Genomic DNA, 12,605 nt, shown 5'->3' with positions numbered 1-12,605 from the left:
AGACCAATGGACGACACACCTTTTGTATGAAGGCTCGGCGTAAGCATAGCGACCTATGTATAATGCCGCCGCTGACCAAAGAGTCACGACGGCGGACCGCTCTAGAACAGTGCCTTCCGCTACAAAGCAGGGCTAATACAATAGTCCACCCGCTTGACGCTCGACTGATGCAACCCAACATCACCGCGAAGAAACCTCGACATTTCGCTCATGGATGACTTTGAACGAACGCGCTCCACCCGGCGCATCTCGAGTTTCTGCGCACGCTTTCAGCAAAGAAGAGAGTTAATCCGAATATGCCCACCCGCTCGAAGATCATCTATACCTTCACCGACGAAGCCCCAGCCCTCGCCACCTATTCACTGCTGCCTATCGTAGAGGCCTTCACCGCTTCCGCTGATATTGCCGTGGAAACCCGCGACATCTCCCTCGCAGGGCGCATCCTCGCAAGCTTCCCCGAGCAACTGGGCACCAAGGCTATCCCGGACCACCTCGCCGAACTGGGCGACCTGGCCGTTACACCTGAAGCCAACATCATCAAGCTGCCTAACATCAGCGCCTCGACCCCGCAGCTGCAAGCCGCGATCAAGGAATTGCAGGCCCAGGGCTACGCCCTGCCGGACTACCCGGAAACCGTAACCACCGACGCGGAAAAAGAAACCCGTGCACGTTACGACAAGGTCAAGGGCAGCGCCGTGAACCCGGTACTGCGCGAAGGCAACTCCGACCGTCGCGCTCCGCTGTCGGTCAAGAACTATGCACGCAAGCACCCGCACAAAATGGGCGCCTGGGCTGCCGACTCCAAATCCCACGTTGCCCACATGAGCAGCGGCGACTTCTACGGCAGCGAAAAATCCGTACAGATCGAAGCCGCTGACGCTGTCAAAATCGAGCTGGTCGCTCAAGACGGCACTACCACCGTCCTGAAAGAAAAGACCACGGTCAAGGCCGGCGAAATCATCGACAGCGCCGTGCTGAGCAAAAAAGCCCTGCGCAGCTTCATCGCCGCTGAAATCGAAGACGCCAAGAAGCAAGGCGTACTGCTGTCGGTTCACCTGAAAGCCACCATGATGAAGGTCTCCGACCCGATCATGTTCGGCCAGATCGTTGCCGAGTTCTATAAAGACGCCCTGGCCAAGCACGCCGACGTGCTGGCACAGATCGGCTTCAACCTGAACAACGGTATCGGCGACCTGTACGCGCGCATCAAGGCCTTGCCTAGTGATCAGCAAGCGCAGATCGAAGCTGACATTCAAGCGGTCTACGCCGCTCGCCCTTCCCTGGCGATGGTCAACTCCGACAAAGGCATCACCAACCTGCACGTACCGAGCGACGTCATCGTCGACGCGTCGATGCCGGCCATGATCCGTGACTCCGGCAAAATGTGGGGCACCGACTGCCAACTGCACGACACCAAGGCCGTGATCCCGGATCGCTGCTACGCCACCATCTACCAGGCGGTGATCGAAGAGTGCAAAGCCAACGGCGCTTTCGACCCTACCACCATGGGCAGCGTGCCAAACGTTGGCCTGATGGCGAAAAAGGCTGAAGAGTACGGCTCCCACGACAAGACCTTCCAGGTCAAGGCTGACGGCGTCGTCCGCGTGACCGACAGCAAGGGCAACCTGCTGATGGAACAGAAAGTCGAGGCTGGCGACATCTTCCGCATGTGCCAGACCCAAGACGCGCCGATCCAGGACTGGGTCAAACTGGCCGTCAACCGTGCCCGCGCCAGCAACACCCCGGCCATTTTCTGGCTGGACCCTAAGCGTGCACACGATGGCGTCGTGGTCGAGAAAGTTCAGGCCTACCTGAAAGACCACAACACCGAAGGCCTGGAGATCCGCATCATGTCGCCGGTCGACGCGATGAAGTTCACCCTGGAGCGTACCCGCAAGGGCCTGGACACCATCTCGGTGACCGGTAACGTACTGCGCGACTACCTGACCGACCTGTTCCCGATCATGGAACTGGGCACCAGCGCCAAGATGCTGTCGATCGTGCCGCTGATGAACGGCGGTGGCCTGTTTGAAACCGGCGCCGGCGGTTCGGCTCCGAAGCACGTGCAGCAGCTGCTGGAAGAAAACTTCCTGCGCTGGGACTCCCTGGGTGAGTTCCTGGCCCTGGCCGCCTCCCTTGAGCATTTGGGTGTGACGTACAACAACCCGAAAGCCTTGGTACTGTCCAAGACCCTGGACCAGGCCACTGGCCAGTTCCTTGACAACAACAAGTCGCCATCGCGCAAAGTCGGCAACATCGACAACCGCGGCAGCCACTTCTACCTGGCGCTGTACTGGGCTCAAGCCCTGGCCGCCCAGACCGAAGACACTGCCCTGCAAGCGCAGTTCGGCGAACTGGCCAAGACCCTGGCCGCGAACGAAGCCACCATCGTGGCCGAGCTCAACGCCGTACAGGGCAAGCCAGTGGACATCGGCGGCTACTACGCGCCGAACCCTGAGCTGACCAGCAAGGCCATGCGCCCAAGCAACACCCTCAACGCGGCGATTGCCAAGTTGAAGTAAGGTTGTAAGGATGCAAAGAAGCCCCGGCCCTGTGCCGGGGTTTCTGTTTTATGTGCTTTTTTGCTGAAAAAACCTAATCAAAATGTGGGAGGGGGCTTGCCCCCGATAGCGGTGGGTCAGGCACAGATAGATCAACTGACACGCCCTCATCGGGGGCAAGCCCCCTCCCACACTGACGGTTATCCTGTTCCAGGACAGCACCGCATCTTAAATCCAGAGGTAACCATGACCTGGCAACCCCACATCACTGTCGCCACCCTCGTCGAAGACAACGGCCGCTTCCTGATGGTCGAGGAACTCAAGGGCGGTCGCGCCGTGCTCAACCAGCCTGCCGGCCACCTCGACCCGGATGAAACCCTCATCCAAGCCGCGGTTCGCGAAACCCTCGAGGAAACCGGCTGGGACGTCGAAGCCACCGGTATCGTCGGCATCTACCTCTACACCGCCCCCAGCAATGGCGTGACCTACCAGCGGGTCTGCTTCACCGCCAAAGCCCTGAAGCACCACCCGGACTATCAACTCGACGAAGGCATCCTGCGCGCCCGCTGGCTGACCCGTGACGAGCTGATGGCGCTGCGCGACGACTGGCGCAGCGAGCTGATCATCCGCTGTATCGATGATTATCTGGCCGGCCAGCGCCACAGCCTGGAATTGATCCGCCCTTCTCTTTAGCCTTGCGGGCCCAGGCCTGCTAGAATCGCGTCCTTTTTCAAGACACCCGTTGAAACCCTATGCGTGATCCAGCCCCTTCTGACACACAAAAGAAGCGCGTTATCGTCGGCATGTCCGGCGGCGTGGATTCTTCCGTTTCCGCCGTTCTGCTCATGGAGCAGGGTTATGAGGTGGAAGGCCTGTTCATGAAGAACTGGGAAGAAGACGATGGAACGGAATACTGCACCGCCATGGACGACCTGGCGGACGCCCAGGCCGTGTGCGACAAGATTGGCATCAAGCTGCACACCGCCAACTTCGCCGCCGAGTACTGGGACAATGTGTTCGAGCACTTCCTGGCCGAATACAAGGCCGGCCGCACGCCGAACCCGGACATCCTGTGCAACCGTGAAATCAAGTTCAAGGCGTTCCTCGACTACGCCATGATGCTCGGCGCCGACCTGATTGCCACTGGCCACTACGTGCGTCGCCGCGATATCGATGGCCGCACCGAACTGCTCAAGGGCGTGGACCCGAACAAGGACCAGAGCTACTTCCTGCACGCCGTCGGCGGTGAACAGATCGCCAAGACCCTGTTCCCGGTGGGCGAGCTGGAAAAACCCGAAGTGCGCAAGATTGCCGAGAAACATGGCCTGGCCACCGCCAAGAAGAAGGATTCCACCGGGATCTGCTTTATCGGCGAACGCCGCTTCAGCGACTTCCTCAAGCAGTACCTGCCGGCGCAGCCGGGTGAAATCAAGACCACCGACGGTGAAGTGATCGGCCGCCACCACGGCCTGATGTACCACACCATCGGCCAGCGCCAGGGCCTGGGCATCGGCGGCCTGAAAGACGCCGGTGAAGAGCCGTGGTACGTGCTGGTCAAGGACCTGGACAATAACGTGTTGATCGTCGGCCAGGGCAACGAACACCCGCTGCTGTTCTCCGGCGCGCTGTTGGCTTCCGAGATCTATTGGGTCAACCCGATCGACCTGAGCACGCCGCGCCGCCTGACCGCCAAAGTGCGCTATCGCCAGGGCGACCAGCCTTGCACCCTGGAAAAAACCGCCACCGGCTACCGGGCCACCTTCGATGACCCGCAACGCGCGGTCACCCCGGGCCAGTCCGTGGTGTTCTATGACGGCGAAATCTGCCTGGGCGGCGGCGTGATTGAAGTCGCCGAAGCCTGGAGCAACCCGGCATGAGCCCGACCCAGGAGCAATTGACGGCACTCGGCGGGGTTTTCCTTGCCGCCGTGCTGGTGGACAAGATCGCCAAGACCGGCCAGGTCACCGAGGCAGGCTTGACCTGCATGCTCGGCAGCCTGTTGATCCGCGACCCCAAGGACACCCTGGAAGTCTACGGGGGCGACGACCTGGCGCTGCGTGAAGGCTACCGCGCACTGATCGGCGCCCTGGAGCGCGACCCCAGCACCCTGCAGCGCGAGCCGTTGCGCTATGCCCTGTCGATGCTCGGCCTGGAGCGTCAACTGGCCAAGCGCGAGGACATGCTGGAGGTCATCGGCAAGCGCCTGCCGCAAATCCAATCCCAAGTGGAACACTTCGGCCCGGCCCACGAAAACGTGGTTGCCGCCTGCGGTGCGTTGTACCAGGACACCTTGAGCACCTTGCGCCAGCGGATCCAGGTCCACGGCGACATGCGCAACCTGCAGCAACCGAACAACGCCTCGAAAATCCGCGCCCTGCTCCTGGCCGGTATTCGCTCGGCACGGTTGTGGCGCCAGTTGGGCGGACATCGTTGGCAACTGGTGATCAGCCGACGCAAATTACTTAAAGAGCTTTACCCGTTGATGCGCAACGAATAAGTCGCACCAGCAGGCCTTTTTCAAGCCGTTACGCGTAATACGCCGGTCAGTTGGCAACGGACCGGCGGATTTTTTCATGTATGATACGCGCCCCATTTCGTTGCCCGACTGTCCGAGAACACCCCATGCAGCTCTCTTCGCTCACTGCGGTTTCCCCTGTTGACGGCCGCTACGCCGGCAAAACCCAGGCCCTGCGCCCTATTTTCAGCGAATACGGCCTGATCCGTGCTCGCGTGCTGGTTGAAGTGCGCTGGCTCCAACGCCTGGCCGCTCACCCCGCCATCAGCGAAGTGCCGGCGTTTTCCGCGCAAGCCAACGCTGTGCTCAACACCCTGGCGGAAAACTTCTCCCTGGAGCACGCCGAGCGTGTGAAAGAGATCGAGCGCACCACCAACCACGACGTCAAAGCCATCGAGTACCTGCTCAAAGAGCAAGCGGCCAAGCTGCCGGAACTGGCCCAGGTCAGCGAGTTCATCCACTTTGCCTGCACCAGTGAGGACATCAACAACCTGTCCCACGCCCTGATGCTGCGTGAAGGCCGTGATGACGTCATGCTGCCACTGATGCGCCAGACCGCCGAAGCCATCCGCGAACTGGCGATTCGCTTCGCTGCGGTGCCGATGCTGTCGCGCACCCACGGCCAGCCGGCCTCGCCGACCACCTTGGGCAAAGAACTGGCCAACGTGGTGTACCGCCTGGAACGCCAGATCGCTCAAGTCGCCGCCGTACCGCTGCTGGGCAAGATCAACGGCGCCGTAGGCAACTACAACGCCCACCTGTCGGCCTACCCGGAGATCGACTGGGAAGCCAACGCCCGAGCCTTCATCGAAGACGAGCTGGGCCTGGGCTTCAACCCGTACACCACGCAGATCGAACCGCACGACTACATCGCCGAGCTGTTCGACGCCATTGCGCGCTTCAATACCATCCTGATCGACTTCGATCGCGATATCTGGGGCTACATCTCCCTGGGCTACTTCAAGCAGCGCACCATTGCCGGTGAAATCGGCTCGTCGACCATGCCGCACAAAGTCAACCCGATCGACTTCGAAAACTCCGAAGGCAACCTTGGCATCGCCAACGCCCTCTTCCAGCACCTGGCCAGCAAGTTGCCGATCTCCCGCTGGCAGCGCGACCTGACCGACTCCACCGTACTGCGCAACCTCGGCGTGGGCTTTGCCCATAGCGTGATCGCGTACGAAGCCAGCCTCAAAGGCATCAGCAAGCTTGAGCTCAATGAGCAGAAGATCGCCGCTGACCTGGACGCGTGCTGGGAAGTATTGGCCGAGCCGATCCAGACCGTGATGCGCCGCTACAACATCGAAAACCCGTACGAGAAGCTGAAAGAGTTGACCCGTGGCAAGGGCATCAGCCCTGAAGCACTGCAAACTTTCATCGACGGCCTGGACATGCCAGCCGCGGCCAAGGCTGAGCTGAAACTGCTCACCCCGGCCAACTACATCGGCAACGCTGTAGAGCAAGCCAAGCGCATCTGATCCACGCAAGCCCCTTTGAGACGCCCGGCCGCGCCGGGCGTTTTTATTCCAGTCTGAAAAGTGCTTTTTTTCAATAGGTTACACATGAATCCTGATATCCCTCTTCAACTTCTGGGCGGCATCACGGCACGGGAATTCCTGCGCGACTACTGGCAGAAAAAGCCGCTGCTGATCCGTCAAGCCATCCCTGATTTCGAAAGCCCGATCGACGCCGACGAACTCGCCGGCCTGGCGCTGGAAGAAGAAGTCGAGTCGCGCCTGGTGATTGAACACGGCGAGCGTCCGTGGGAATTGCGTCGCGGCCCGTTCGCCGAAGATGCCTTCAGCACCCTGCCTGAGCGCGAGTGGACCCTGCTGGTGCAGGCGGTCGACCAGTTCGTGCCGGAAGTGGCCGAGCTGCTGGAGCAGTTCCGCTTCCTGCCCAGCTGGCGCATTGACGACGTGATGATCAGCTTCGCCGCACCCGGCGGCAGCGTCGGCCCGCACTTCGACAACTACGACGTGTTCCTGCTGCAAGCCCAGGGCAAGCGCAACTGGAAGATCGGCCAAATGTGCAGCTCCGAGAGCCCGCTGCTGCAGCACGCCGACTTGCGCATCCTCGCCGAATTCGAAGAAAGCGCCGAATGGGTGCTGGAACCGGGCGACATGCTCTACCTGCCACCGCGCCTGGCGCACTTCGGCATTGCCGAAGACGACTGCATGACCTACTCCGTGGGTTTCCGCGCACCGAGCGCCGCCGAAGTGCTGACCCACTTCACCGACTTCCTCAGCCAGTACCTGACTGACGAAGAGCGCTACACCGACGCCGACGCCCAGCCGGTCAGCGACCCCCACCAGATCCAGAGCGACGCGCTGGACCGCCTCAAGAGCCTGCTGGCCGAGCACATGAGCGACGAGCGCATGCTACTGACCTGGTTCGGCCAGTTCATGACCGAACCGCGCTACCCGGAACTGGTGGCCGGTGAAGAACTGGGTGAAGAAGACTTCATCAGCAGCCTGCAAGATGGCGCGATCCTGGTGCGCAACCCAAGCGCGCGCCTGGCCTGGTCCGAAGTCGACGACGACGTGCTGCTGTTCGCCAGCGGCCAGAGCCGTTACCTGCCCGGCAAGCTGCGTGAGCTGCTGAAGCTGGTGTGCTCGGCCGATGCGCTGCACAGCGAGAACCTCGGCGAATGGCTGGCGGATGAAGACGGCCGCGATCTGCTGTGCGAACTGGTCAAGCAAGGAAGCCTGGGATTTGCCGATGAATAAGATTCACGTCAGTGTCGCGGATTGGCAAAAGGATATCGCCGAGATTCGGCGCATTCGTGAAGCGGTCTTTATCGCGGAACAATCGGTCCCACCGGAGCTGGAGTGGGACGCGGACGACGCCGGCGCGGTGCATTTCCTCGCATTTGAAGGCGATTTTCCGATTGGCACCGCGCGCCTGCTGCCCAGCGGCGAGATCGGCCGCGTGTCGGTACTCAAGGACTGGCGCGGGCTGAAGGTCGGCGACAAGCTGATGGCTGCGGTGATTGGTGTAGCCGAGCAGCGCGGCCAGGCCAAGCAGTTCCTGAGTGCGCAGGTGTATGCGGCGCCGTTTTATGAGCGGCTGGGCTTCAAGATCGTCAGCGAGGAATTCCTGGAAGTCGGGATTCCGCACGTCGATATGGTGCGCGGGGCCTGATCCGAGACCGCGTCGCTTGCCCCCGATAGCTATTTCAGCAACACCCTTAATGCCCTGCCATGCCAGGGCATTTTGCCGTCTACGATTCAATTTGCGACCTGCCAGGCCGACAAACTGGCACTATCCAGCCTTTGACTCGCAGAGATAACGGACATGTCCCTACGCACCCTGCTCACCGCCCTCCTCCTGACCGCCAGCGTCTCGGCCGTGGCCGACACCGAAGTCGTCAACCTGAGCAACCGCACCAGCGCCGATCTGCTCCCCGTGGCACAGAACTTCATCGGTAAGGACGGTACCGTCAGCGCTTACGGCAACCAGTTGATCGTGAATGCCGCCCCCGCCAAGATCCAGGACCTGCGTGCCCTGCTTTCTCAACTCGACACACCCGCCAAACGCCTGCTGATCACCGTCGACACCAACGAAAACAACCAGCAGAACAGCGGCGATAGCCAAACCCGCATCATCAGCTACGGCACCACCAGCCGCGATGGCGGCATCCAGCAGATCCAGGCCAGCGAAGGCGTACCCGCACTGATCCAGGTCGGCCAGAGCGTGCCGCTGACCACCACCCAGCAGGACAGCTACGGCCGACTGCAAAACCAGACTCAGTATCGCAACGTGACCCAGGGTTTCTACGTGACCGCCAGCGTCACCGGCGAGACCGTTCATCTGGCGATCAGCACCAACCGTGACCGCATGAGCCAGGAACGTCCCGATGTAGTGAACGTGCAAAGCACCGACACAACCGTCAGTGGGCGGCTGGGCGAGTGGATCTCCCTGGCTGGCATCAATCGCGAGACCCAGGCCGACAAATCCTCTACAACCCGCAGCTACTCTACTCAGGGTCGCGATGACCTGACGGTACGGGTTAAAGTCGACACCTTGAACTGAAGCACCAAAAACTGACTGATGAGTCGTCTTAGACTAAAGATGTAGTGCTTGAAAAAAAGCACTACAAAACATTTGACGATCCAAAAAAGCATGGGCATGATGGCCTCGCTCCCGCTAATCAGGGGCCCTGGCAAGGGCCTTCGGATCGTCGCTCCAAGTTACCCACCTGAGCCGATTCGTGTCTGTACCGCCCACAAGGTGTGTTTGACGAGGTTGCGACTGGAACGAAGTTGTCCCGAGGGACGGAAGCTAACCAGGTAACCCGGCTACACACTGATGGATCGTACAAAGGCCCACGACGCCCGAAGACCGTTCGCAGTTCGCCCTTACCTGCTCAACTCTCCCTTGAGCCATCGTTCATCCCGTCGCATTCCCCGCCGAACCTGACTTGACCACCTAAGCTTCTGGTCAGCGAGCAGCCCTGCCCACGCAATGAATGCGTGGCTGGCAAACGGATACTTCAAACAAGACGCGACGAGGTTTTTTCCCATGGCACTGACACGCGAACAGCAAATTGCAGCCCTCGAGAAAGACTGGGCTGAAAACCCACGCTGGAAAGGCGTGACCCGCGCTTATTCCGCTGCTGACGTCGTCCGCCTGCGTGGCTCGGTTCAACCTGAGCACACCTTTGCAAAACTCGGCGCCGAAAAACTGTGGAAGCTGGTCACCCAGGGTGCCAAGCCGTCCTTCCGCCCCGAGAAAGATTTCGTCAACTGCATGGGCGCCCTCACTGGCGGCCAGGCAGTCCAACAGGTAAAAGCCGGTATCCAGGCGATCTACCTGTCCGGCTGGCAAGTGGCAGCGGACAACAACTCCGCTGAATCCATGTACCCCGACCAATCGCTGTACCCGGTGGACTCGGTGCCGACCGTGGTCAAGCGCATCAACAACTCGTTCCGCCGCGCCGACCAGATCCAGTGGAAAGCCGGTAAAGGCCCGGGCGATGAAGGCTACATCGACTACTTCGCGCCGATCGTGGCGGACGCTGAAGCCGGTTTCGGCGGCGTACTGAACGCCTACGAACTGATGAAGAGCATGATCGAGGCCGGCGCTGCCGGCGTGCACTTCGAAGACCAACTGGCGTCGGTGAAGAAATGCGGCCACATGGGCGGCAAGGTATTGGTTCCGACCCAGGAAGCCGTACAGAAGCTGACCGCCGCCCGCCTGGCCGCTGACGTTGCCGGCACACCGACCATCATCCTGGCCCGTACCGATGCTAACGCCGCTGACCTGCTGACCTCGGACTGCGACCCGTACGACCAGCCGTTCGTAACGGGCGAACGCACCCAGGAAGGCTTCTATAAAGTACGCGCCGGTCTCGACCAGGCCATCGCCCGCGGCCTGGCCTACGCGCCGTACGCCGACCTGATCTGGTGCGAAACCGCCAAACCGGACCTGGACGAAGCCCGTCGCTTCGCCGAAGCGATCAAAAAGGAATACCCGGACCAACTGCTGTCCTACAACTGCTCGCCTTCCTTCAACTGGAAGAAGAACCTGGACGACGCAACCATCGCCAAGTTCCAGCGCGAACTGTCAGCCATGGGCTACAAGCACCAGTTCATCACCCTGGCCGGCATTCACAACATGTGGCACAGCATGTTCAACCTGGCGCACGACTACGCCCGCAACGACATGACCGCCTACGTGAAGCTGCAGGAGCAAGAGTTCGCTGACGCCGCCAAGGGTTACACCTTCGTGGCGCACCAGCAGGAAGTGGGCACCGGCTACTTCGACGACATGACCACCGTGATCCAGGGCGGCACCTCGTCCGTGACCGCGCTGACCGGCTCGACCGAAGAAGAGCAGTTCCACTAAGCACCGCGTACACGGCCACTGCGGCCGCAAGGAAGACCTAACCGCAGTGCCGCACAACAATCACGCCCCGACTGGTTCGGGGCGTTTTTTTGCCTGAGCGATCTGCTCCGGGCCAATGAGAATCCAACTGTGGGAACGCATGCGGCCTGGAAATTTTGGGCAAAATATTGATCCAGAGCGGTATTTGCGTCGGATAAATCGGTTAAAAGATCCGCGTCAGCAACTAAGCGGTAATCAAGCAAGTAACGGCAACTTCCCTCGCTGCATGAGAAACAATCGCTTAAACTCCACGCAAACAATATTCATTATCATTTGGAGCATGAAAACTTCGTTACCGGTTAAACAAAACACATTTGATTAAATGCCCGCTAATGCCCGCCCCATAAGGGCTACAGCCCCAAGAAGGTGCACTATGTGCTTATTCCATCGAATAATTTCGCTATAGGAATTTTACTTGCCCGGTGTTTAGCCATAAAATCACCGCGATTGATTGCAGTGCGACATATCGTCACTGCATCGTTACTTTTTCGAGCTCAGAGACCTTTGCTCTCTGTTAAGGATTTCCAGCATGACCGAAGCGACAGGACTCATGGCCCACAACTGGGGCTTTGCCATTTTCCTTCTCGGTGTTGTCGGCCTTTGCGCCTTCATGCTTGGTGTCTCCAGCCTCCTCGGGTCAAAAGCCTGGGGCCGCAGCAAAAATGAACCGTTCGAGTCCGGCATGCTGCCTACAGGTGGCGCCCGCTTGCGGCTCTCAGCCAAATTCTATCTGGTCGCGATGCTCTTCGTGATCTTCGATATCGAAGCCCTTTTTCTCTTTGCCTGGTCTGTGTCCGTCCGCGAAAGCGGCTGGACCGGATTCGTCGAAGCTCTCGTTTTCATAGCAATTCTGTTGGCAGGCCTTGTCTACCTATTCCGAGTGGGCGCCCTTGATTGGGCTCCGGAAGCTCGTCGTAAGCGGCAAGCGAAGCTGAAACAATGAGGCTTTGGCGATGCAATACAATCTCACCAGGATCGACCCGGATGCTCCTAACGATCAGTACCCTATCGGCGAACGGGAAACCGTCTCCGATCCGTTAGAAGACCAAGTCCACAAAAACATCTACATGGGCAAGCTGGAAGACGTGCTGAGTGGCGCGGTCAACTGGGGGCGTAAAAACTCCCTGTGGCCGTACAACTTCGGTCTGTCCTGCTGCTACGTGGAAATGACCACCGCCTTCACGGCGCCCCACGACATCGCGCGCTTTGGCGCCGAAGTTATCCGGGCATCGCCGCGCCAGGCGGATTTCATGGTTATCGCCGGTACCTGCTTTATCAAGATGGCGCCGATCATTCAGCGTCTCTACGAGCAAATGCTCGAGCCAAAGTGGGTTATCTCCATGGGTTCGTGCGCCAACTCCGGTGGCATGTACGACATCTACTCCGTCGTTCAAGGGGTGGACAAGTTCCTGCCCGTGGACGTCTACGTGCCTGGCTGCCCGCCCCGCCCTGAAGCTTTCCTGCAAGGCTTGATGCTATTGCAGGAATCGATTGGCAAGGAGCGTCGCCCGCTTTCCTGGGTCGTCGGCGATCAAGGCGTGTACCGCGCCGAGATGCCTTCGCAAAAGGAACAACGCCGCGAACAGCGAATCGCAGTCACCAACCTGCGCAGCCCCGACGAAGTCTGATCCAGCACCGCTTCTTTTATAGAACGAAAACCTGGCTTCATTCTTTACGTTGACCGAAAGCGATAAAAAACC

General features: G+C 59.9%; 11 protein-coding genes. All 11 read left to right on the top strand.

All coding sequences use genetic code 11. The features are described 5' to 3' along the window. Nucleotides 1–296: 296 nt before the first annotated feature. The 11 genes from QCBJ_RS03430 (at nucleotide 297) to QCBJ_RS03380 (ending at nucleotide 12,533) form a co-directional block, all read left to right on the top strand. Nucleotides 297–2,522 carry an NADP-dependent isocitrate dehydrogenase gene (locus QCBJ_RS03430; RefSeq protein ID WP_102060136.1) on the top strand — a complete coding sequence of 742 codons (2,226 nt, stop codon included), beginning with the start codon at nucleotides 297–299 and terminating at the stop codon, nucleotides 2,520–2,522. 225 nt (nucleotides 2,523–2,747) lie between these two features. Beyond that, nucleotides 2,748–3,194, top strand: coding sequence for an NUDIX hydrolase (locus QCBJ_RS03425; RefSeq protein WP_012724944.1), 447 nt, complete (start codon nucleotides 2,748–2,750; stop codon nucleotides 3,192–3,194). A gap of 59 nt (nucleotides 3,195–3,253) precedes the next feature. Then, nucleotides 3,254–4,378, top strand: a complete 1,125-nt coding sequence (gene mnmA / locus QCBJ_RS03420) for a tRNA 2-thiouridine(34) synthase MnmA (RefSeq protein WP_102060135.1) — start codon at nucleotides 3,254–3,256, stop codon at nucleotides 4,376–4,378. After that, nucleotides 4,375–4,998: a high frequency lysogenization protein HflD gene (gene hflD, locus QCBJ_RS03415; protein ID WP_012724946.1), complete on the top strand. Its 624-nt coding sequence runs from the start codon at nucleotides 4,375–4,377 to the stop codon at nucleotides 4,996–4,998. The genes mnmA and hflD overlap by 4 nt, the downstream gene beginning before the upstream one ends. A 125-nt stretch (nucleotides 4,999–5,123) precedes the next feature. Then, the gene (gene purB / locus QCBJ_RS03410; RefSeq protein WP_012724947.1) at nucleotides 5,124–6,494 is read left to right on the top strand and encodes an adenylosuccinate lyase; all 1,371 of its coding nucleotides are present in this window, start codon (nucleotides 5,124–5,126) and stop codon (nucleotides 6,492–6,494) included. Nucleotides 6,495–6,578: 84 nt separating this feature from the next. After that, nucleotides 6,579–7,745 carry a cupin domain-containing protein gene (locus QCBJ_RS03405; RefSeq protein WP_012724948.1) on the top strand — a complete coding sequence of 389 codons (1,167 nt, stop codon included), beginning with the start codon at nucleotides 6,579–6,581 and terminating at the stop codon, nucleotides 7,743–7,745. Then, on the top strand, nucleotides 7,738–8,160 hold the full coding sequence (locus QCBJ_RS03400) for a GNAT family N-acetyltransferase (protein ID WP_064055391.1): 423 nt from the start codon (nucleotides 7,738–7,740) through the stop codon (nucleotides 8,158–8,160). The genes QCBJ_RS03405 and QCBJ_RS03400 overlap by 8 nt, the downstream gene beginning before the upstream one ends. 153 nt (nucleotides 8,161–8,313) lie before the next feature. After that, nucleotides 8,314–9,051 carry a secretin N-terminal domain-containing protein gene (locus QCBJ_RS03395; protein ID WP_012724950.1) on the top strand — a complete coding sequence of 246 codons (738 nt, stop codon included), beginning with the start codon at nucleotides 8,314–8,316 and terminating at the stop codon, nucleotides 9,049–9,051. A gap of 489 nt (nucleotides 9,052–9,540) precedes the next feature. Further along, nucleotides 9,541–10,866 carry an isocitrate lyase gene (aceA, locus tag QCBJ_RS03390; RefSeq protein WP_003219577.1) on the top strand — a complete coding sequence of 442 codons (1,326 nt, stop codon included), beginning with the start codon at nucleotides 9,541–9,543 and terminating at the stop codon, nucleotides 10,864–10,866. A 568-nt stretch (nucleotides 10,867–11,434) separates the two neighbouring features. Further along, nucleotides 11,435–11,848 carry an NADH-quinone oxidoreductase subunit A gene (locus tag QCBJ_RS03385; protein ID WP_003219575.1) on the top strand — a complete coding sequence of 138 codons (414 nt, stop codon included), beginning with the start codon at nucleotides 11,435–11,437 and terminating at the stop codon, nucleotides 11,846–11,848. Nucleotides 11,849–11,858: 10 nt separating this feature from the next. After that, on the top strand, nucleotides 11,859–12,533 hold the full coding sequence (locus tag QCBJ_RS03380) for an NADH-quinone oxidoreductase subunit B family protein (RefSeq protein WP_012724951.1): 675 nt from the start codon (nucleotides 11,859–11,861) through the stop codon (nucleotides 12,531–12,533). Nucleotides 12,534–12,605 lie beyond the last annotated feature (72 nt).

The organism is Pseudomonas sp. QC2 (genome assembly GCF_002859085.1).
In the GTDB taxonomy this organism is placed as follows: Bacteria; Pseudomonadota; Gammaproteobacteria; order Pseudomonadales; family Pseudomonadaceae; genus Aquipseudomonas; species Aquipseudomonas petroselini.
Note: the sequence above shows the minus strand (reverse complement) of the source record. Positions and strands in the feature narration are given on the sequence as shown.